This is a genomic window from Jiangella asiatica, assembly GCF_004349065.1.
Taxonomy (GTDB): domain Bacteria; phylum Actinomycetota; class Actinomycetes; order Jiangellales; family Jiangellaceae; genus Jiangella; species Jiangella asiatica.
Window position 1 is genome coordinate 20,007 of the sequence record NZ_SMKZ01000015.1, and the last position, 21,411, is coordinate 41,417.

Sequence of the window (21,411 nt, forward strand, 5' to 3'; positions counted from 1 at the left end):
GTATCCATTCCTACCCCGCCGGCGCGTGCCATGTCGCGGCCCGGTCCACCGGACTCATGAGCCGCGCCCGGGAATGGTCACCTCCGGCCCGCTCACGTCGAGGACGTCGCCGTCGATGGTCAGCTCCGCACCCAGCGTGTACGTGCCGCCGGGCAGCCCGGACAGCACGTGCAGGTATCGCACCATCACCCAGCGCAAGTCGTGGCGAGCCACCTCGGCGCCGCCGGTGTCGCGAACGACGAGCTCGGCGCCCTCGGCCGGCTCGTCCGCGGTGGTCCGGCCGTCCAGGGCGAGCATGACCGGCCGGCTCCGGCCGGAGCCGGTCACCGTCCACTCCGGCTGCCACCGCTCGACACGCACCGCCGGCGACGGTCTCGACTCACCCGCCGCGTTGGCCGCGACCGCTGTCAGCTCGTTCGCGCCGACGGCCACCGGCACCGACGCCGTCCACGTGCCGTCCGCCGCGGTGTCGGCCCGCGCCGCGACCGCGCCGTCGACCAGCACGGACACCGTCGACGGCCAGTCCGCACGGCCGGTGACCTCGACCGTCTCGGTCGCCGTCACCGCGGGCGCCTCGGCCGTCGGGGCACCGGGCGCCGTCAGCTCCGCGTCGCGGGCCCACGCCACGGCGTTGAGAAGCAGCTGGCCGCCGCCGGCGGTCCAACCGCGGCCGGGCCCGACTGCGCCGGTGACGGCGCTGGCGGAGAGCACCACCTCGACGCTGTCGGCGGTGCGCCAGTCGTAGCCGGCGGCGATGCCGGTGACCGGCTCGGCTCCCTCACGAGGCACCGTGAGGGTCGCGAGCGGGCGGCCGGCGTAGTCGTCCAGCGCGCTGTAGTAGCCACCGTCGGTGATGATGGTCGCCGGGTCGGCCAGCCCCGCGAACAGGTCGTGCGCCGGGTCGAAGCCGGTCACGGTCACCGGGCCGTCGCCGTAGCCTTGGGCTCCGACGGTGACCCGGTCGGTGTAGGTCTCCAGCAGCCGCACGCCACCCTGGTCGACACCCCAGGTGCCGGTGAAGACCAGGCTGGTCTCGGCCTCGTCGGCCGCGGTGAGCAGTGCCTCGAACGTCGCCCGGTCCGGGTCGCCGCCGTTGACGACGATCACCTCGTACGGGTCGAGGTCGCCGGCCGCGTCGCTCCAGTCCAGCTCGGCCGCCGCCACGTCCGCCGCGCGCAGGTGACCGGTCACCGTGCCGTCCACGTCGCCGAGCACCCCGACGTCCAGCGGCCGCAGCGCCACGTCGACCCGGGAGGCGTCACCGGCGCGCACCGTGATCGACGCGGACCCGGGCAGGAACCCGTCGGCGGTGACGGTGACGGCGTACTCGCCCTCGAGCAGCCCGTCGGCGGCGAACGCGCCATCGTCGTCCGTCGTCGCGGTCCAGCCGTCCGGCCCGGTCCCGGTGACGACGGCGCCCGCGACGGGCTCGCCGTCGGCCGAGGTGACGGTGCCGGCGACACCACCGCGCGGCAGCGGCTCGAGCTCGATGTCGAGCGTGACGGTCCCGGACGACGGCACCTCGACGCTGTGGATGGCCGCGGCGAAGCCGAACACCTCGACCCGGATCGTGTGCGTGCCGGCCGCGAGGCCGAGGGTGTACGCGCCGTCGGCCGCGGTGGTGACGGCGACGCCGGCCTCGACCGCGGTGACCGTCGCGCCACTCACCGGCTCGCCGCCCGACGACACGACGCCGGTCAGCTCGGCCTGCCGGGCCTGGGTGGCCCAGCCGACCGCGTTGAGGTAGATGTCCTCGGCGCCGGCGGTCCAGCCGTCGCCGGGGCGTCCGTAGCTGCTGGCGGCGAGGCCGCCGAGGAGGATCTCGACGCTGGTCGGTGAGCTGAACCGGTAGCCGACCGCGTTGCCGAGGTCGGCGCCGTCCGTCGCCGAGCGCAGGTTGGCGATCGTGGTGCCGCTGTAGCCGGTGTAGGCCAGGTACTGCTGGTTGCCGCCGGGGTTGGCCAGCAGCGGCACCGGCTCACCGACCGGGTGCCCGGCGAAGATCGGGTGCTGGGTCGCCGGCACGTAGTCCACCGCCTCCGGCACGAAGTCGTACTCCACCTCGGCCGGGTCGCCGCGCAGGTCCGACAGCGCACCGATGGCGTAGCCGCCCCACTGGCCGGCGAAGATGACCGAGACGCCGGCCGCCTGCGCCGCATCCACCACGTGGCCGAACGCAGCCCGTTCGGAGGTGAGGATCGTGCCGTTGAAGATCACCAGCCGGTAGTCCGCGACCCGGGTGGCCAGGTCGGCCAGCTGCGCTCCGGTGACCTGCTCCACGGCGTAGCCCTCGGCGGCCAGCAGCCCGGTGATCGAGCTGGACAGGTCCTTCACCACCGCGACCGGCAGCGACGCGACGAGGCTGACGTCCGCCGTCAGCGCCTGGCCGGCGGTCACCGCGATCGCCCGCTCCGACGCCTGGAAGCCGTCGGCGGTGACGCGCAGTGTCCACGAGTCCGCCGGCACGTTCATCAGCGTGAACCGGCCGTCCGCACCGGTGGTGGCCGACAGCGGGGTGTCGTTGAGGCTGACCGAGGCGCCGGCGACGGGCGCGCCGTCGCTTCCGGTGACGGTGCCCGCGACGGTCCCGGCCGGCCGGGCCGCCAGCTGGATCGAGCGGTTGAGCACCTCACCCGCGGTCACGGTCACCGCGACGTCCGCGGTGGCGTGGCCGAAGCTGGCCGCGCGCAGCGTCCACGTCCCGGCGTCCAGCGGCACGACGAAGCTGCCGTCGCCGGGCCGCGCGGACACCGTCTCGCCGGTCTCCACGACGGTGACCGTCCCGGTCAGCGCGGTGCCGCCGGCGTCGGTCAGCGCACCGCGGACCTCCGCGCCGAGGCGGTCGGCGTCCAGCGCGTAGCCCAGCGCGTTGCGCAGCAGCCGCTCCGCCTCCGGCGACCAGCTCAGCCCGGCCGCGTCGCCGTAGGACGGGTAGCCGTACGTGCTCACCGAGAGCGTGCCCAGCAGCACGTCGACGGCCCGGGCGCCGCGGTGCCGGACCCCGGCCAGGCCGCGTCCGGACTCGCCGGCCGAGCTGACCGTCGCCACGGTGGTGCCGCTGAACTCGTCGAACCAGGAGAACTCGCCCTCGTCGGCCACCAGCGGGAATGTCGCAGGCAGGCCGGCGAGCAGCGGGTGGTCCGGGTCGACACCGGTGGCCGTCACAGCGCCGTCGTCGCGGGTCTCCCCGGCGACGCCCGGGTCGCCGCCGTAGTCGGACAGGTACCGGAACGAGCCGCGGCCGAACTGGTCCAGCCAGACCGCCGGCACGCTCGCGCGGTTCAACGCGTCGGCGAACTCCGCCCAGCCCGCGGCGCCGGGGTCGAACCCGGACGACGAGCCGAGGTTGCCCACCACCAGGTCCAGCTCACCGATCCTGGCGGTGTCCTGCCAGGTCAGCGGTTCCGGAGCGTAGCCCCAGTACTCGAGGTAGCCGGCCAGCCGGCCCTGGTAGTCGTCCACGACTCCGACCACGGGCGACGCCCGCAGCTCGACGTTCGCGACCGTCTGCTCGCCGATCGAGACGGTCACCGCGACCCGGGTGCGCACATGGTCGGCCGTCGCGACCTCCAGCTCGTACGTGCCCGGCTCCACCAGGTCGATCCGATACGTGCCGTCCTCGGCCGCCGTGGTGCTCAGCCCGGTGCCCAGCAGGGTCACCGTCGCGCCGGCCACCGGGTCGCCCAGCGCCGACGGGCCGCTGATGTCGGCCTCGCCGGTGACGGTGCCGGTGACGGTGCCGGCGACGGAGCCGGTCTCGCCCGGGGACAGCTCGACATCGAGGCGGACCGTGCCGTTGCGCTCGACGGTGACGACATGCTCGACCGGCTCGTAACCGAAGGCGGTGAAGCGCAGCGTGTGCTCGCCGGCCTCGAGCGGCACGACGTACCGGCCGGCGGCGTCGGCGGTGGCCGTGCGCTCGGTCTCCAGCACCTCGACGCTGGCCGGTACCGGGACGCCGTCGACGCCGGTCACCGACCCCTCGACGCTGCCGAGCCCGGGGGCGGCCGCCCAGCGCACGGCGTTGAGGTACAGCGCGCGCCCGTCGTCGGTCCAGTCCTCGGTGGGGTTCTGCAGGATGGTCGCGGCCAGCCCGGCCAGTAGCAGGTGCACGCTGCCCGGGGTGCGCGCGGTGTAGGAAGCGCCGACACCGCGGTCGCCGCCTTCTTCGGTGATCGTGTCGGCCAGCGGCGTGCCGGAGTACCCGACGATACCGGCCGCGTACCGGTCGGCAAGCAAGATCTCCGGCTGCGCGGCCAGACCGGCGAAAAGCGGGTGGTCGCGAACGCGCGGTGCATACGAGACGATGCCCTCACCGCTCACCGGAGTGGTGCCGGCGGGGTCGCCCAGGTACTTGCGCAGCAGCCGCGCACCGCCGTCGGAGCTGAACCTGTCGTCCGGGAAGATGCCACTGACCTGGGCGGCGTCCATCGCGTCGAGGAAGGCGAGGAACGTCTCCTCTCCCGGGTCCGGCGGATCGTTGAACACGACGACGTCGAACTCGCCCACCCGCGCGACGTCGTCGAAGCCGATCGACTCGGCCGTGACCTCCGCGGCGGTCAGCAGGGCGATGACACCGTCGCTGCCGTAGTCGCCGATGACGCCGACCCGCGGCGCCGCCTCGAGCTCGACGTAGGCGAGGCTCTCCTGCCCGGCGACGACGTCGACCGCGGCCGTCGCGGTGAAGTGGCCGGCCGCGGCGACCCGCAGCTCGTACGAACCGCCGGGCACGTCGTCGATCCGGAAGACGCCGTCGGTGCCGGTGGTCGCGCTCAGCTCGGTGCCGGCCAGGCTCACCTGCGCGCCGGCGACCGCCGTGCCGTCGCGGTCACTGGTGACGACGCCGCGCACGGCGCCCAGCCCGGAGCCGGCCAGCGCCACGTCGACGGTGGCCGACCCGCCGGCCGCGACGGCGACGGCCCGCTCCACCGGCGCGCTGCCGACCCGGCTGTACCGCAGCGTGTGCTCGCCGGGCTCCAGCAGCAGCCGGTACGTACCGTCGGCGGCCGTGGTCGCGGTTCGCGCCGTCCCTGTGACCTCGACCGTCGCACCGGCCAGCGGCGCGCCGGACTCGTCGGTCACGGTTCCGTCGACGGCACCGAACGAGGCGTCGGCGGCGTAGCGGATCGCGTTGTCGAGCACCGTCTCGGCGGCGGGCAGCCAGTCGCTGTCCGGCACGCCCCAGCTGGCCGCAGCGGCCAGCGAGCCGAGCAGCACGTGCGCGCTGTCCACACCGCGTGGTGCGTAGCCGATGCCGCCGCCGGCCACGCCGTCGTCGTCGGTGTGCAGCTCAGCGACCGTGACACCGGAGTGGCCCTCGAACGCCGACCAGCCGCTGTTCGGGACCAGGATCTCGGTGCGCTCACCCAGCGGCAGCCCGGCGGTCAGCGGGTGCTCCACGGTCGGAAGCAGCGACACCCGGCCGGAGCCGCCGCTGTCGCCCGGGGCGCTGACGGGGTCGCCGACGTAGTCGACGAGGTGGTTGATGGCGCCCCAGCCCAGCGACCACTGGTCGAGCCAGACGACGCTGGTGCCGGCGGCGTCGGTGGCCGCGAGGAAGTCGAGGAACGGCTGCTGCCCCGGCTCGGTGCCGTCGGCTCCGTTGGCCACGACCACCTCGAAGTCGGCGGGGCGGGCGGCGACGTCGGCGTAGTCGGTGGCCTGTGCCTGGTAGCCCAGGTCCTCCAGGACGGCCAGGATGCGGCCGTCGTCGTCACCGACCACGGCCACCTCGTAGCGGGTGAGCGTGAGGTCCGCCGTCGCGGTCGCACCGGCGACGACGGCGACCTGCTGGCGCAGCGGCGCGTAGCCGGTCAGCTCCGCCTCCAGCACGTAGGTGCCGGCCGCGACACCGTCCAGCGCGAAGCTCCCGTCGTCGCCGGTGGTGACGGGGTCCAGCGGCGTCCCGGCCAGCCCGACGGTGACGCCGGGCAGCGGTGCTCCGGACTCGTCGCGGACCGTTCCGGTGACGGCGCCCGCCTCGACGGCGGCGAGCTCGGCGTCGACGGTGACCGTGCCGCCGGCGGCCAGCTCCACCGTCCGCGTCTGCCTGGTCAGGCCGTAGTGCGCGATGGTGACCGTGTAGGAGCCGGGCGGCTGGGTGAGCTCGAACCGGCCGGTCCGTGGGTCCGCGGTGATCTCCGTGCCGGTCTCGGCACCGGCCGCCGTGACGTGCACGGTGGCGGCGACCGGTCCGTCCGGTCCCGTGACCGTGCCGTCGATGGTGCCGGTCGGGTTGAAGGCGTGGATGTTGCCGCGCACGTCCGCGCCGACCAGGAGCCCGTCGGCGTAGGCCGGCGCCGTCGTCACGTTGCCGCCGGCCGGTGCCTCCCAGACCAGCTCGCCGGTCGCCGCGTCCAGCGCCCACAGCCGGAAGTCCAGCTGCGAGCCACCGACGACGAACCCGTCGTCGGTGACCATGACGGACGCGCTGACCGCGCCGGCCACCGCGTACTGCCAGACGGGCACGCCGGTCGCGCGGTCGTAGGCGACCACCAGGCCCAGGCCGTGCGAGCCGGCGATGACGAGGTCGCCGTAGACGGCCGGCGTGGTGCCCTGCCCGTCACCGTGCCGGTCGGCCTCCCACCTCAGCTGGCCGGTGGCCGCGTCGACCGCGAGCAGGCTGCCGCCGCCGTCGCCGTCGGTGGTGGGGATGTAGACGGTGCCGTCGACGATGCTGGCGCCGCCGATGAAGTAGTCGCCGGTGCGTGTGAGTGTCCACCGATGCGCACCGGTGGCGGCGTCGAGCGCGGTCAGCTCGCCGGCGTCGGCGTTCCCGACGACCGCCAGGCCCTCGCCGACCGCCGGACCGGCGAAGACCGAGGTGCCGACGTCGGTAGCCCACACCTGCTCGCCGGTCGCCGCGTCGAGGGCGTAGACGGTGTCCTCGCGGTCCTGGCTCGGGCCGGTCGCGGCGTAGACGACGCCGTCGACGATGCTCGGCGCGGTGTAGACGGTGAGCCGGCCGGGCGTGGGCACGGACCAGCGCTGCTCGCCGGTCGCCGCGTCCAGCCCGTAGAGTCCGCCGGCCAGCCCGCCACCGGTGACGACGAGGTCATCGACGACGGCGGGAGTGCCGCGCAGCGCGTCACCGGCCTCGAAGATCCAGAGGCGGTCACCGGTGCCGGCGTCGCGGGCGACCAGTTGCCCGCCGTCGGAGCCGAGGAACACCCGGCCGTCGGCGAGCACCGGCGAGGCGAACGTGACCGCGCTGTCGGCCTCGGCGGCCCAGCTGGGCTGGAGCGTGGACGCGGCCAGTGGGTCGCCGGTCATGCCGCTGCGGGTCGCGTTGTTCTGGTACTGCGACCAGCCCGGATCGGTCGGCTGGTCGAGCGGTTCGAGCGTGACGTCGAGGTGGTCGTCGCCGTCGACGACGACCTCCTGCGTGCGCGGCTCGTGGCCGGTCGCGCTGACCCGAAGGGTATACGTGCCCGCGGCGACGTCATCGAAGGCGAAGCCGCCGTCAGCGTCGGTGGTGGCCGGGTCGAGCCGGGTGCCGCCGAGGACGACCCGGGCGTGCTCGACCGGCGCGCCGTCGGCGGTGACGACCCCGGTGACCTCGTGCCGGTCTGCCGCGGCCAAGTCGACGTCGAGCGTCGTCGTCGCGTCGATCTCGACCGTGACGCCGGCGGTCGCGGTGACGTAGCCGTAGGCGGCGACGGTAACGGTGTGCTCGCCGGCGGCGACGGCGACGCTGTAGGCGCCGGACTCGTCGGTCGTCGCCGTCGCGGCCGTCGGAGTGTCGTCGCCGACGGTGACGGTCGCGTTCGCGACGGGACCCTCCGGGCCGGTGATCGTCCCGGTGACGGTGCCGGCGTACGCGGCCCGGGTGACCGCGGCGTAGGCGTCGACGATCCCGGTGCCGTAGTTGTCGTTGGGCAGCTCGCCCATGTGCGGCTCGGTGCGGGCGGTCTCCTCGAGCACCGTCCTGATCTCGTCGATCGTGAGATCCGGGTTGGCCGAGAGCATCAGCGCGACGACACCGGTGGCATGCGGCGCGGCCATCGAGGTGCCGGAGATGGTGTTGTAACCGTCCTCGCTCAGCTGCCGCGGCCAGGTGGAGCGGATCTGGTGGCCGGGTGCGCTGACCTGGGGCTTGCGGACACGCTCGCCGTCCCAGACCGCCGGGCCGCGGCTGGAGAAGCCGGCGATCAGGTCGTTGACGTCGGTGGCGCCGATGCCGATGGCGTTGGGGAAGCTGGCCGGCGACCCGACCGTCCCGGGTGCCGGCCCGTTGTTGCCGTTGGCGAAGACCGGCACGATGCCCGCCGCCTCCCACGCGGCGACGTCGTCCCAGAACGTGGTGGCCGCGCCGGCGTCGGAGCCCCAGGAGTTGTTGACGACGTCGGGTGCGGCCGCCGGGTCGCCGCCGGGCGCGAGCATCCACTGGAACCCGTCGTGGATGATCGACTCGGTGGAGCTGCCGGAGTCGCGGAAGATCTTCGCCGCGATCCACTGCGCGCCGGGGGCGACCCCCGTCAGCTCGCCCGGGGCGGTGCCGACGATGCTGCCGGTGACGTGGGTGCCGTGGCCGTCGCCGTCGCCGGGCGCCGGGTAGTTCTCACCGGTCGGTGCGTACCAGCTGCTTGCCGGGTCGCCGGTGGTGCCGCGCCACGACGCCGCGAGCGCCGGGTGTCCGCCGTCGGCGCCGCCGTCCATGATGCCGACGACGACGCCCTCGCCGCGCACGCCGTAGTCGCCCCACACGTCGGGCGCATTGATCGACTCCAGGCTCCAGCTGGGCAGCAGCGGCTCCCCGGGCTCCGGCTCGATCGGCTCCTCGAGCGTGATCACCTCGTCCAGGCCGACGCTGGCGACGTCCGGGTGCCGCTCAAGTGCCCGCAGCGTTCCGGCGTCGATGGTGGCCGCGACACCGTTGAAGATCCAGTACGGCGTGACGGCGGTGGCGGCGGCGTCGGCGAGCAGGTCCAGGACGGCCGGCTGGCTGGTCTCCGCGGTGTCCCGGAGCTCGCCGACGACGGTGGCCGTTCGGGCCGCGCGGGCCTCGTCGGCGACCAGCCGCTCGGTGTCGGCGTCGGGGCGGCCGGTCGTGGCAAGCAGCCGGGAACGGGCATCTGCGGCCGCGGCGCTGGCGGCCTCGGTGGCCCGGACCGCGGCGGCGTCCAGGTCCACCTGGTCTCGCAGCCGGACCACCACCGCGGCGGTGCCGTCGGCCTCGATGGTGGAGCGGACCGCGTCCTCGACCCCGGTCGGCTCGGCGGAGGTGGCGGGCGGCGGCTCGGCAGGATCGAGGCCGAACGTGTCGGGGTTCAACGGCAGGCCGGTGGTGAGGTCGAGCGGATCGGCGGGTGTTGACGTGGGCGCCGCGAGCGCGCCGGTCGCCGAGGGCAGTGGACCGGACGCCGCCGCCGTCGGCGACAGCAGGCCCCCCAGCAGCAGTGGCCCGGCAAGAGCGGCGAAGATCCTGGGCACCAGCGTCTGAACAGCCATGATGACCGCCCTTCACCATGAGGTCAGCGACCCTCGTCCCCCCCATTTGGCCGGACGAACCGCTGCATTGTGGTGCGTAACGGTATAGATCAGTCACTGAGGGTGTAAAGGCTGATTCATGCCAATGGCGGAAACCCGACACGCCGCCCGGACACCGGGATCAACCGGGCAGGTGCGTGCCGCCGCGCTGATGGGCGTCCCGGTAGGCGGTCGGCGCGACTCCGATGCGGCGGCGGAAGTGCTGACGCAGGTTGCTCGCGGTCCCGAAGCCGGTCAGCCTGGCCACCTCGGACACGTCGAGGCCGGTGGTCTCCAGCAGCGACCGGGCGTGGTCGATGCGCTCGTGGTGCAGCCAGCGCAGCGGCGTGGTTCCGACCTCGGCCTGGAACCGGCGGTGCAACGTGCTCGGGCTCATCGCCGCCCGTCCGGCCAGCGCGGCCACCGTCAGCGGCTGGTCGAGGTGCGCGAGCGCCCACTCCATGACCTCGGCGAGCGCTATACCGGGTCTGCTCGGCACCGGCCGCTCGATGTACTGCTGCTGCCCGCCGGGCCGGTGCGTCGGGAAGACCAGCCGCCGGCTGACGGCGTTCGCGACGGCCGCGCCGTGGTCGGCCTGGATCAGGTGCAGGCTCAGGTCCATCGCCGCCGCGCTGCCGGCCGCGGTCAGCACCCGGCCGTCGTCGACGAACAGCACGTCGGGCCGCAGGTGAACGCCGGGGTACCGGCGGCGGAACTCGTCGGTCCAGCGCCAGTGCGTCGTGACCGTGTGCCCGTCGAGGAGGCCGGCCTCCGCCAGGGTGAACGTGCCGGTGCAGAAGCTCACCAGCCGCGCACCGCGAGCCGCGGCCGCACGCAGGGCATTGAGCACCTCGGCACCGAAGCCGCACTCGGGGTCCGGGCGGTTCGGCGCGATGACGGTGTCGGCGGCCGCCACGTCGGCGAGCGAGCCGGGGCAGGTCAGGGTGAACAGCTGATCGCGCACCGGCACAGCGCCGTCGGCGGCGCAGACGACGAAGTCGTACCACTGGACGTCGAGCTCCGGACGGGGCATGCCGAACAGCTCCATCGCGATGCCCATCTCGAACGGGTTCGAGCCGGGCCCGACGACCAGCGCGACGCGGTGTCGTTCCCCTCGGCGAGGCTGCGAGGATCGTTGCGACATGCGCCATTTCTACTACTCGCCGGACGGCGGCGACAGCGGCAGGCTGGCGATGTGAGCAACCAGCCGATCAACCTCGACACCGCCCTGGCCTCCTTCGACGCGCTGTGGAGTCCGCGCATCGTCACTCGCGTCAACGACTACGACGTGCGCATCGCGAAGGTGGCCGGCGACTTCGTCTGGCACTCCCACGAAGACACCGACGAGTTCTTCCTCGTGCTCGACGGCGAGCTGGACATCGCGCTCCGGCAGGGCCGAACCGCCGAGCGCACCGTACATCTGAGCCGAGGCGACGTCTTCGTCGTGCCGCGCGGCACCGAGCACCGCCCGTCGTCGGCGGCCGGCGCGTCGATCCTCATGTTCGAGCCGACCGGCACCGTGAACACCGGCGACCGCCACGATGAGGTCCCCGGCCACATCGCCAGTTCCACCGGCCAGGCACTCTCCGGGTGAGGCGCGGTCAGAACAGCGGTGAGCCCCAGCGGTCGAGGTAGCTCAGCTCCTCGACCGGCTGCCGCGTGCCGGGCTTGAAGTCCTGCGACGTCGTGTACGCCACCGGCAGCAGGCCGACCTGCGTGACGCCGTCGGGGATGCCGAGGATGCGTGCGGCCTGCTCCTCCCGCTCCAGGTGGTACGACGTGAGCGTTGAGCCCAGCCCGCGCGAGCGCAGCGCCAGCTGGAAGCTCCACACTGCCGGGAAGATACCGCCGTAGAAGACGGAGTCAGCGGCGTTGCGCCCGGTCGGCCGGCCCACGACGCACGGGATGACCAATACCGGCACCCGGTCGATGATGTCCACGAGGTGCTGCCCGGACTCCAGGATCCGCTTCATCGGCGCCTCGTTCGCCGCGGCACCCGCGACGGCGATCCGGTCACGCATGTACTGCGCACCCACCTCGCGGAAGAGCTCGGCGATGCGACCTCTGGTCTCCTGGTCACGCACCACCAGCCAGCGCCAGCTCTGTGACGGTCCGGGTGTCGGCGCCTGGACGGCCAGCCGCAGGCACTGCGCGATGACCTCCGGCTCGACCTCCCGGTCCAGGTCGAGCTTGCGCCGCACCGCACGCGTGGTGCTCAGCAGGTGATCAGTGACCCTGGTGTCCATGCGGCGCCTCCTCTGGGCCTGCCGTGACGTTCAGCTCGATGCTGCTTCGGCAGCTTCCACGCGCCTCGCGGCAGCACGCAGCGCCGCCTTGAGCCTCGTGTCACTGACGAAGTCCGCACCGTAGTGGGCCGCGTCCTCGACAGCCAGCGCGGCTGTCACCTGGCGAGCCAGGTCCTCGCCATGAGGAGAGACGGCCGCCAGGCCGGCGCGACGGGCGCGGTCTTGATCCGGAGCAGGGCTGCGGACTATGGTCATGGGACAGAGGTCAGACCAGATGGGATGGTGCCATGCCAGAACAACCTCCGGACTTCCTCGCCCACCGGGTCGGTGACTCCGTCGCCGTCGCCGTGCGGAACCTGACCGCGGGACCGGCGCGGGGAGCCCACCTCGACGACCCCGGCACCATCGAGGTCACGGTCGCCAGCGACGTCCCGCTGGGTCACAAGATCGCGTTGACCGACATCGTCGCCGGCGCCGACGTCGTCGAGTACGGCGTCCGGATCGGCGTGGCCTCCACCGACATCGCGACGGGCGACTACGTGCACACACACAACCTGAGGAGCGCCAGATGGCACAGCAGCGTCGCCTGAACGGGTACCGGCGCGAGGACGGTGCCGTCGGCATCCGCAACCACACGGTCGTGATCCCGGTCGACGACCTGTCGAACGCCGCGGCCGAGGCGGTCGCCGCGGTCGTGCCGGGGGTGCTGGCGCTGCCGCACGCCTACGGTCGGCTGCAGTTCGGGCCGGACCTGGAGCTGACGTTCCGCACCCTGATCGGCACCGGCAGCAACCCCAACGTCGCCTCGGTGGTGGTCATCGGCATCGAGCCGAACTGGACGGCGCGCGTGGCCGACGGCATCGCCGCCACCGGAAAGAAGGTCGCGTCGTTCTCCATCGAGGGCAACGGCGACCTGCGCACCATCGAGCAGGCGGCGCGTGCCGCGGCCGGGTTCCTGCAGGACGACTCCGAACGCACCCGCGAGCCGGTGGAGCGCGGCGAGATCATGATGTCCATCAAGTGCGGGGAGTCCGACACCACCAGCGGCCTGGGCTCCTGTCCCACCACGGCGCAGGCGGTCGACCGGTGGGTCGACGCCGGCGGGACGGTGCTGTTCGGCGAGACGACGGAGTTGACCGGCGGGGAGCACCTGATCGCCGAGCGGTGCGTGAACGACGAGGTCAGGAAACGGTTCCAGAACCTCTACGACAGCTACATCGACATCGTGGAGCGGACCGGCGCCAACCTCCTCGGCTCGCAGCCGACGCAGGGCAACATCGCCGGCGGGCTGTCGACCATCGAGGAGAAGGCGATGGGCAACATCGCCAAGACAGGTACGAAGCCGGTGGTCGGCGCGCTGGCCGCGGCGGAGCAGCCGGCGTCCGGTCCGGGCCTGTACTTCATGGACACCTCGTCGGCCGCCGCCGAATGCATCACCTTGATGGCCGCCGCCGGTGCCGCGATCCACCTGTTCCCGACCGGCCAGGGCAACGTCATTGGGCACCCGATCGAGCCGGTCGTCAAGCTCACCGCCAACCCGCACACTGCCGCCACCATGACCGAGCACATCGACCTGGACGTGTCCGGGCTGCTGCGCCGCGAGTACGACCTGACGACGGCCGGAGACCAGCTGATGGAGGTCATCGACCGGACGGTGAACGGCCGCCTCACCGGCGCGGAGGTGATAGGGCACCGTGAGTTCTCGCTCACCCGTCTCTACCCGAGTGCGTAGCGGCACGGCGGTCGCGGCCGACCTGGTCGGCGGGGTGTGGGATCGCCCCGCCGACACGGTCCCGGTGCTGGATCCGGCGGACGGGAGCCTGGTCGGCGAGGTCGGCCGTAGCGGCGCGGCAGAGGCCACCGCGGCCGCCGATGCCGCCGCGGCGGCCTTCCCGGCCTGGGCGGAGCTGCCCGCGCGCGGCCGCACCGACCTGCTGCTGCGCGGCGCGGACGCCATCGCCGCCCGCGCCGACGAGCTCGGCCTGCTGCTCGCACGCGAGGCGGGCAAGCGGTTGCCGGAGGCGGTCGCCGAGATCGGGTTGTCCGCGGAGTACTTCCGCTGGTTCGTCGAGGAGGCTCGGCGCCCGGCCGGCGCCGTGCATCCGCACGAGGCGGCCGACCGGCGCCACCTCACGCTGCACCGGCCGAGCGGCGTGGCGGCCTGCCTGACGCCGTGGAACTTCCCCTGCTCCATCCAGGCCCGCAAGCTCGCCGCCGCGCTAGCCGCCGGCTGCACCGTCGTCGCCCGGGTCTCGGAGAAGGCGCCGCTCGCCGTCACCGAGCTGATCCGCTGCCTGGTCGACGCCGGCCTGCCGCCCGGCGTGGTCAACCTGGTGCACGGCCCGGCCGCGGAGATCACCGACGCGTACCTGGCGCACCCGGCGGTGCGCGTCGTGTCGTTCACCGGGTCGACGCCGGTGGGCGCGGCCGTCATGGCGACGGCCTCGCGGCGGATCGTGCGCCCGCTGCTCGAGCTGGGCGGCAACGCGCCGTTCATCGTCTTCGAGGACGCCGACCTCGACCGAGCGGTCGGCGCGGCGATGCTCGCGAAGTTCCGCAACACCGGGCAGTCGTGCATCGCGGCCAATCGCTTCCTCGTCCACGACACCGTGCACGACGAGTTCGTCTCGCGGTTCGCCGCGCGCATCGACGCGATGACCGTGGGCGCGGGGACGGCCGATCCGGTGCCCGACCTCGGGCCCTGCATCGACGACGACCGCGTGCGGGACGTCGCCCGGCTGGTCGAGGATGCCGTCGAGCGCGGCGGCCGGCTCGCGACCCGGGCCGCAGACGTACCCGCCGGCGGCGCGTTCCACCCACCGGCGCTCGTGGTCGACGCGCCGGAGGACTGCGAGCTGACCAGCACCGAGGTGTTCGGACCGGCCGCCGGCGTGTTCCGGTTCGCGTCCGAGGAGGAAGCGGTGCGCCGGGCGAACGCCACCGAGATGGGCCTGGCCGCGTACGCGTTCACTCGCGACGCCGACCGGCTGTGGCGGCTGGGCGAACGACTCGAGGCCGGCATCGTCGGCTTCAACCATCCGCTGCCGACCGCCGTGTTCGCCCCGATGGGCGGGGTGAAGCAGTCCGGCCTCGGCCGCGAGGGCAGCGACCTCGGGCTGGCGGAGTTCCAGGACGTCCACTACGTGGCGGTGGGCCTGTGAGCGCCGGTGCCACCGACACCGCCGAGGCGGAGATCGTCGTGGCCGAGGACGTGTGGGGCGAGCCGTTCGACCGGTTGGCGGCGGCGCGCAAGGTACGCCGCATCGACGGCCTGCCCTGCGCCGACGACCTCGCCGGAGCCGCCGCGCTGGTGGTCCGCAACCGCACCCAGGTGACCCGCGAGCTGCTGGCGGCGGCGCCCGGGCTGCGGGTGGTCGCCCGCGCCGGCGTCGGGCTGGACAACATCGACCTGGCCGCGGCCGACGACCTCGGCGTCGTCGTGGTGGCCGCGCTGGGCGCCAACGCGGTGAGCGTCGCCGAGCACGCCGTCGGACTGGCGCTGGCGGTGGCCCGGCGCATCGTCGAGCTGGACCGGTCGACGCGGGCCGGAGGCTGGCAGCGCCGGCCCGGCCGGGAACTGGCCGGCGGGGTCTGGGGCCTGCTGTCGGCCGGCGCGACCGCGCGGGCGACCGGGCGGCTGGCCCGCGGCCTCGGCATGTCGGTGCTGGCCAGCGACCCGTACTGTGACCCGGCCGACCCGGAGCTGGCCGAGCTCGGCATCGAGCTGCGGACCCTGGAGGACGTGATGGCCGTCGCCGACGTCGTCAGCATTCATCTGCCCGCGACCACGGAGACCCGCGGCCTGGTCGGCCAGCGGCTGCTCGACCTCGCCAAGCCCGGCGTGATCCTGGTCAACGTCGGCCGGGGCGAGGTGATCGACGAGGCGGCACTCGCCCAGGCGCTGCGGGACGGGCGCGTCGCCGGCGCCGGCCTGGACGTGCGCGGCGACGAACCGCCGCGGCCGGGCGAGCTGGAGACGCTGCCCAACGTCGTGCTCACCCCGCACGTGGCCGGCATCACCGGCGCGTCGCAGGCGCGGATCGCCGAGGTGCTGTGCGCCGGCATCGAGGCCGTGCTCGCCGGCGGCGCCGCACCGAGCGCCGTCACCCGGTCGGCCCGGTCCACCCGGGTGGTGGCCGCGTGATCGCCGTCGGCACCGCGCGTGACCTCGCCGCCTCGGCACTGCGCGCCGCGGGCGTACCGGCGGACAAGGCGGACCGGACGGCGCAGCTGCTGGTCACCGCCGACGTGTGGGGCGTGGGCTCGCACGGGCTGATGCGACTGCCGCGTTACCTGGCTCGCCTCGCCGCCGGCGGCCTGCGGGCCGACGCCGAGCTCACGGCGGTTCGCACCACCGGTCCGGTCGTCGCGTTCGACGGCCACGACGGGCTCGGGCACTGGCAGCTGTGGGACGCCGCCGCGGCGGCCGCGGAGCGGGCCGCCCGGTACGGCGTGGCCGCGGCCTCGGTCGGCAACTCGTCGCACTGCGGTGCCCTCGGCCTCTACACCGCGCCCGCGCTGCGCCGTGGCCTGGTCAGCCTGGTCTTCTCGACCGGCCCCGCGGTGATGGCACCGCCCGGAACCGCGACGCCGCTGCTGTCCACCAGTCCGCTGGCCGCCGGCGTGCCGGGCGCCGCGACGGGCACCACCCCAGGCAGCCAGTCCGGCGGGCACACGATCGTCGACCTGGCGACCTCGGCGGTCGCCCGCGGCCGCATCGCCGCGGCCGCCCGCCGCGGCGAGCCGCTGCCCGCGGGCTGGGCAGTCGACACCGACGGCCTACCGACGACCGACGCCGCGGCGGCGCTGACCGGCATGCTCGCCCCGATGGGCGGCGCCAAGGGGTTCGCGCTGGCCTTCCTCGTCGAGGCGCTGGCCGGGGCCGCGGTCGGGCCGGCGCTCGCGACCGGCGTGCCGGACATGTTCGACGCCGCCAGCGACACCGAGCCGCAGCGCATCGGCCACCTGGTCATCACGCTGGACCCCGCGCTCGTCGACGTGGACGGCGGCGGCCCGGACCGGCTGGCGCGGCTGCGCGCGGACGTCACCGCCGCCGGTGGACGGGTGCCCGGCGCGGGCAAACCGCTGCCGTGGGAGATCGACCCGGACGCGGTCGTCGACATCGCCGACGACGTGATCGCCGAGCTGCGATCCTGGCCGGGCGGCGACACCCACGCTCCACCGGACGGGGAGGGCACATGTGGCAGCCTGTCACGCAGCGCGGAAGCCTGACCGAGCGCATCGTCGAGCAGGTCGAGCAGCTCATCCTCGACCAGAGCCTGCGCCCGGGCGACCGGCTGCCGTCCGAGCGCGAGATGGCCGCGCTGCTCGGCGTCAGCCGCCCGTCCATGCGCGAGGCCGTCCGTATCCTGCAGGCGGGCGGCCGGTTGACGGTCCGGCACGGGCAGGGCGTGTTCGTGACGACACCGCGCTCCGAGCGTGACCTGCGCGCCCGGCTGGCGAAGGAGGAGATCACCTTCAACGAGCTCTACGCCATGCGCGAGGTGCTGGAGGTGCCGGCGGCCGGCTGGGCGGCGGAGAAGGCCAGCGACGATCAGCTGGCCTCGCTGCGCGACATCCTCGGCCGGATGGACGCGCTGCTGGCCACCGGCGAGCCGGACATGGAGCGGCTCGCCCACCTGGACATCGACTTCCACATGGGCATCGCGGCCGCCGCGGGCAACAGGTTCCTGCAGCAGAGCTCGCACGTCCTCTACGACATCCTCCGCTCGGGCATGCAGACGACGCTGGCCATCCCCGGCCGCACCGAGATCGCCCGGGCCGACCATGAGCGCATCTGGTCCGGGCTCGCCGGCCGGGACCCCGCCGCCACCCGGCGGGCCGTCCGTGCGCACATCCGCGGCGCGCACGCGGCCGCGCTGCGCCGTGTCGAGGAGCGCCAGCCCGGAGCACAGGAGGACACGTGAGCCCACCCGATCCGACTCCACGCCGGCTGACCGGCCAGGTCGCCGTCGTCACCGGTGCCGCCGGCGGCCTGGGCCGGGCCATCACCGCCCGGCTGGCCGCCGAGGGCGCGCGGGTGCTGGTGGTCGACCTGGACGCCGCCGGCGCCGAGGCGGTCGCGAAGGCCGCGCCGGACGCCGTCGTCGCCGTCGCCGCGGACCTGTCCGACCCGGCCAGCCGCGGTGAGGTCGTCCCGGCCGCGCTGAGCCACTTCGGCCGCGTCGACATCCTGGTCAACAACGCCGCCTACCACGGCGTGCGCCGGCCGTTCCTGGAGCTGCCGTCGGAGGACTGGGACCTGGTGCTCGCCACCAACCTGACCGCGACCGCCGCACTCTCGCAGGCCGCCGCGCGCGACATGGTCGGCCGCGGCAGCGGCTCGATTGTCAACATCACCGCCATCCAGGAGCGGTTGCCGCTGGCCACGCACGTCGCCTACGGCGCCAGCAAGGGCGGCGTCTCAGCGCTGACCCGGTCGCTGGCCGCCGAGCTCTCCCCGCTGGGCATCCGCGTCAACGCCGTCGCGCCCGGCATGATCGGCTCGCCGGCGTTGCGGGCCAGCAGGGGCGACGACGGTGTCGGCTCACCCACGCTGCTCGGCCGGGACGGCACCCCCGACGAGCTGGCGGCCGCGGTCGCGTTCCTGGCCTCGCCCGACGCGTCCTTCGTCACCGGCACCGTGCTCACCGTCGACGGCGGCCGCACGATCAGCCGCCGCAACGACCCGCTCGCGCGGCGGTTCGAGCCGCTGGCTCCAGGGGGCGACCAATGACCGCGACCCGGATCGAGAAGATCGAGACGTTCCAGATCCCGCCCCGGTGGCTGCTGGTCCGGGTGACGACGGCGGACGGCGCGGCCGGGTGGGGCGAGTGCATCGTGCCGAAGCGGGTCCGGGCCGTCACCGGCGCGGTCGCCGACCTGGCCGACAACGTCGTCGGCCGCGACGCGCGGCACATCGAGGACCTCTGGCAGCGCATGTACCGGGGCGGCTTCTTCCGCGGCGGCCCGATCCTCGCCACCGCCTCGGCCGGCATCGAGCAGGCGCTGTGGGACCTCAAGGCCCGCGCGGTGGGGCTGCCGGTGCACGACTTCCTCGGCGGTGCTGTCCGCGAGCGCATCCGCGCCTACGCGTGGGTCGGTGGCGATGCGCCCGCCGACGTGGTCGAGCACGCGCGCGAGCGCGTGGAACAGGGCTTCACCGCGGTCAAGATGAACGCCACGGCGACCGCGGACCACCTGGACCGGCGCGCCGTCGTCGACGACGTCCTCGGCCGGGTGGGCGCGCTGCGCGACGCGTTCGGCGCGGACCTGGACATCGCGCTGGACTTCCACGGCCGAGTGCCGCGCACCGTCGCGAAGATCCTGCTCCGCGAGCTGGAACCGTTCCGGCTGCTGTGGGTCGAGGAGCCGATCACGCCGGACACCGACGACGCGCTGCGGCACGTCGTCCCGCCGGGCTCGTCGGTGCCGATAGCGACCGGCGAGCGGCTGACATCGCGCTGGCAGGTCAAGGAGCTGCTGGCCGCGGGCGTGGTCGACATCCTGCAGCCGGACGTCTCGCTGACCGGTCTGTTCGAGCTGGAGAAGATCGCCAGGATGGCCGAGCCGTACGACGTCGCCGTCGCGCCGCACTGCCCCAACGGGCCGGTGTCGCTGGCCGCGTCCCTGCAGGTCGGGTTCTGCTGTCCGAACGTCGTCATCCAGGAGCAGAGCGGCGGCATCCACTACCACCAGGGCTACGCCGGGCTGCCGGCCGCGGACCTGTTCGACTACCTGCGCGATCCCGATCCGCTGCGCACGCCCGATGGATACTTCCGCCATGGCACGGCGCCCGGCCTGGGCATCGACGTCGACGACGACGCCGTCCAGGCCGCGGTGGCACAGTGGCGGCTGCCGGACCCGGACTGGCGGCACGACGACGGGCGGTACGCGGAATGGTGAGCTCGAGTGATCTGCACGGCATGCACGTCGCGCTGGCCACGCCGATCGGCGACGACGGCGAACCGGACCCCGCCGGCCTCGGCCGGCTGCTGGACCGGGTCAGCGACGGCGGCATCGACGCGGTCTGCCCCACCGGATCGACCGGTGAGGGTCCGCGACTCACGGTGGCCCAGCGCCGCGCCGTGACCGCCGCGGTCCGGGCGCACCTCGGGACCGGCCACCTGGTGCTGTCCGGCGCGTCGGCCATGACCCCGGCCGACGCGGTCGACGAGATCGCCGGGCTGGCCGCCGCCGGTACGGACGCGGTGCTGCTGGCACCTCCCTCGTACTACCCGATGGCGCCGGCGGAGCTGGTCGCGTGGTACCGCGCGGTGGCGGGCCGGACGGCGCTGCCGATCGTGCTGTACAACATCCCGGCGATGACGGGGGTCACGCTCGCGCCGCACGCTGTCGCCGAGCTCGCCGGGGTCCCCGGTGTGGTCGGCATCAAGGACAGCAGCCGCGACCTGGAGTACCTGCAGGAGGTGCTCTACGCGACCAGTGGCGCCGATTTCGCGGTGCTGACGGGCACCGACACCATGCTGCTGGCGTCACTCACCATCGGTGCGGTGGGCGCCATCGCGGCCAGCGCCAACCTGGTGCCGTCTCTGGGTCGGGCGGTCCATGCGGCGTTCGTGGCCGGAGACGCCGACGAGGCGGCGGCGGCGCAGCGGCGCCTGGTCGACATCGTCACCGCATGCCGGCGCGGTACGACGCCGGCGGGCTGGAAGGCGGCATTGGCCTGGGCCGGCGTCTGCTCCGCGAACTTGGTGCCGCCGGCCGCGCCACTGCCGAAGCCGGATCAGGATGCGCTCGGAGCACGGCTGGAGGAGCTCGGTGTCCGCTGATCCGGTCGAGGTCGCGGCGCCGGCCCGGCTCGGCGAGGGGCCGCTGTGGGACCCGGTCCGGGCCCGGCTGATGTGGGTGGACCTGCTCGCCTCGACCGTTCACGAGTTCGACCCGGCGACGGGTCACGACGCCGTGGTGGAATTCGACCGGCCGGTGGCGGCGCTGGCCCTGCTCTCCGGCGGCGACGGTTACCTCGTCGCGGCCGGGCTCGAGGTCGCGGTCTGCGCGTGGCCGTCGCCGCGGCTGCGCCCGGTCGCCGGTCTGGACCGAGGTGAGCGCGCGAACGACGGCGCCGTCGACCCGGCCGGGCGGTTCGTCGTCGGCACCATGGCCGACGAGGCCACCCCCGGCCAGGCCGCGCTGTACTCCGTCGCAGGCGTGACGGCGCGGGTCGTGGTCGAGGGCGTGACCATCTCCAACGGCCTGGACTGGAGCCCGGACGGCATGACGATGTACTACGTCGACACGCCCCTTGAACGCGTCGACGCCTTCGACTACGACATCGCCACCGGTGCGCTGTCCCGCCGGCGGGTCCTCGCCGACCTGCGCGACGTGCCGGGCCGGCCCGACGGGCTGACGGTCGACGCCGAGGGCGGTGTCTGGGTCGCGATGGCACGTGGCGGTGCCGCGGTGCGGCGCTTCGCCCCGGACGGCCGCGCCGACCACGTCGTCGGCCTGCCGGTGCCCAACGCGACCAGCGTCGCATTCGGCGGGCCTGACCTCGGTGACCTCTACGTCACCACGTCCCAGCTGCGAATGACCGAGGACGACCTGCGCACGTGGCCGTCCGCCGGCGCGCTGTTCCGGGTCGACGACCTCGGCGTCACCGGCCGCCCGCCGGTGCCGGCCCGCGTCCCCCTCGACCGTCCCGTCCCCCACTTCCGTTGATCCAAGATCAACGGAA

At 74.2% G+C, this 21,411-nt stretch carries 14 protein-coding genes; 11 read left to right on the forward strand and 3 right to left on the reverse strand.

Annotated features, from left to right (window positions below):
• Window positions 1–54: 54 nt before the first annotated feature.
• Window positions 55–9,450: a carboxypeptidase regulatory-like domain-containing protein gene (locus tag E1269_RS12310; RefSeq protein ID WP_131894834.1), complete on the reverse strand. Its 9,396-nt coding sequence runs from the start codon at window positions 9,448–9,450 to the stop codon at window positions 55–57.
• A gap of 160 nt (window positions 9,451–9,610) precedes the next feature.
• A complete protein-coding gene (locus E1269_RS12315; protein WP_131894837.1) occupies window positions 9,611–10,612 on the reverse strand; it encodes a GlxA family transcriptional regulator in 1,002 nt (333 codons plus the stop codon).
• Window positions 10,613–10,663: 51 nt separating this feature from the next.
• Here E1269_RS12315 and E1269_RS12320 point away from each other — a divergent pair, with 51 nt between their 5' ends.
• A complete protein-coding gene (locus E1269_RS12320) occupies window positions 10,664–11,062 on the forward strand; it encodes a cupin domain-containing protein (protein WP_131894839.1) in 399 nt (132 codons plus the stop codon).
• 7 nt (window positions 11,063–11,069) lie between these two features.
• Here E1269_RS12320 and E1269_RS12325 read toward each other — a convergent pair whose 3' ends face one another.
• Complete coding sequence (locus E1269_RS12325) at window positions 11,070–11,714, reverse strand: nitroreductase family protein (RefSeq protein ID WP_131894841.1); 645 nt, start codon at window positions 11,712–11,714, stop codon at window positions 11,070–11,072.
• A 287-nt stretch (window positions 11,715–12,001) separates the two neighbouring features.
• On the opposite strand from E1269_RS12325, the gene E1269_RS12330 reads away from it, so the two are divergent.
• The 10 genes from E1269_RS12330 to E1269_RS12375 are packed head-to-tail and all read left to right on the forward strand — an operon-like array spanning window position 12,002 to window position 21,395.
• The gene (locus tag E1269_RS12330) at window positions 12,002–12,304 is read left to right on the forward strand and encodes a UxaA family hydrolase (RefSeq protein WP_131894843.1); all 303 of its coding nucleotides are present in this window, start codon (window positions 12,002–12,004) and stop codon (window positions 12,302–12,304) included.
• On the forward strand, window positions 12,283–13,446 hold the full coding sequence (locus E1269_RS12335) for a UxaA family hydrolase (protein ID WP_131894845.1): 1,164 nt from the start codon (window positions 12,283–12,285) through the stop codon (window positions 13,444–13,446). Before E1269_RS12330 ends, E1269_RS12335 begins: the two co-directional genes overlap by 22 nt.
• A complete protein-coding gene (locus tag E1269_RS12340; RefSeq protein ID WP_203433424.1) occupies window positions 13,439–14,875 on the forward strand; it encodes an aldehyde dehydrogenase family protein in 1,437 nt (478 codons plus the stop codon). Before E1269_RS12335 ends, E1269_RS12340 begins: the two co-directional genes overlap by 8 nt.
• Window positions 14,872–15,858, forward strand: coding sequence for an NAD(P)-dependent oxidoreductase (locus tag E1269_RS12345; RefSeq protein ID WP_131894847.1), 987 nt, complete (start codon window positions 14,872–14,874; stop codon window positions 15,856–15,858). The genes E1269_RS12340 and E1269_RS12345 overlap by 4 nt, the downstream gene beginning before the upstream one ends.
• Complete coding sequence (locus E1269_RS12350; RefSeq protein WP_131894849.1) at window positions 15,855–16,946, forward strand: Ldh family oxidoreductase; 1,092 nt, start codon at window positions 15,855–15,857, stop codon at window positions 16,944–16,946. Before E1269_RS12345 ends, E1269_RS12350 begins: the two co-directional genes overlap by 4 nt.
• Window positions 16,913–17,641: a FadR/GntR family transcriptional regulator gene (locus E1269_RS12355; RefSeq protein ID WP_131894851.1), complete on the forward strand. Its 729-nt coding sequence runs from the start codon at window positions 16,913–16,915 to the stop codon at window positions 17,639–17,641. Before E1269_RS12350 ends, E1269_RS12355 begins: the two co-directional genes overlap by 34 nt.
• Window positions 17,638–18,450 (forward strand): SDR family NAD(P)-dependent oxidoreductase, encoded by an 813-nt coding sequence (locus E1269_RS12360; RefSeq protein ID WP_162606373.1) that lies wholly within the window; start codon window positions 17,638–17,640, stop codon window positions 18,448–18,450. The genes E1269_RS12355 and E1269_RS12360 overlap by 4 nt, the downstream gene beginning before the upstream one ends.
• The gene (gene dgoD, locus E1269_RS12365) at window positions 18,447–19,619 is read left to right on the forward strand and encodes a galactonate dehydratase (protein ID WP_131894855.1); all 1,173 of its coding nucleotides are present in this window, start codon (window positions 18,447–18,449) and stop codon (window positions 19,617–19,619) included. Before E1269_RS12360 ends, dgoD begins: the two co-directional genes overlap by 4 nt.
• Entirely contained in the window at window positions 19,613–20,506 is an 894-nt protein-coding gene (locus E1269_RS12370) for a dihydrodipicolinate synthase family protein (protein ID WP_131894857.1), read from the forward strand. The genes dgoD and E1269_RS12370 overlap by 7 nt, the downstream gene beginning before the upstream one ends.
• The gene (locus E1269_RS12375) at window positions 20,496–21,395 is read left to right on the forward strand and encodes an SMP-30/gluconolactonase/LRE family protein (protein WP_162606374.1); all 900 of its coding nucleotides are present in this window, start codon (window positions 20,496–20,498) and stop codon (window positions 21,393–21,395) included. The genes E1269_RS12370 and E1269_RS12375 overlap by 11 nt, the downstream gene beginning before the upstream one ends.
• The last annotated feature ends 16 nt before the right edge of the window (window positions 21,396–21,411 follow it).

Coding starts and splice junctions, on each gene's coding strand:
- E1269_RS12310 (WP_131894834.1), bottom strand. CDS start 9,450: ATGGCTGTTCAGACGCTGGTGCCCAGGATCTTCGCCGCTCTTGCCGGG.
- E1269_RS12315 (WP_131894837.1), bottom strand. CDS start 10,612: ATGTCGCAACGATCCTCGCAGCCTCGCCGAGGGGAACGACACCGCGTC.
- E1269_RS12325 (WP_131894841.1), bottom strand. CDS start 11,714: ATGGACACCAGGGTCACTGATCACCTGCTGAGCACCACGCGTGCGGTG.
- E1269_RS12330 (WP_131894843.1), top strand. CDS start 12,002: ATGCCAGAACAACCTCCGGACTTCCTCGCCCACCGGGTCGGTGACTCC.
- E1269_RS12335 (WP_131894845.1), top strand. CDS start 12,283: ATGGCACAGCAGCGTCGCCTGAACGGGTACCGGCGCGAGGACGGTGCC.
- E1269_RS12355 (WP_131894851.1), top strand. CDS start 16,913: ATGTGGCAGCCTGTCACGCAGCGCGGAAGCCTGACCGAGCGCATCGTC.
- dgoD (WP_131894855.1), top strand. CDS start 18,447: ATGACCGCGACCCGGATCGAGAAGATCGAGACGTTCCAGATCCCGCCC.
- E1269_RS12370 (WP_131894857.1), top strand. CDS start 19,613: ATGGTGAGCTCGAGTGATCTGCACGGCATGCACGTCGCGCTGGCCACG.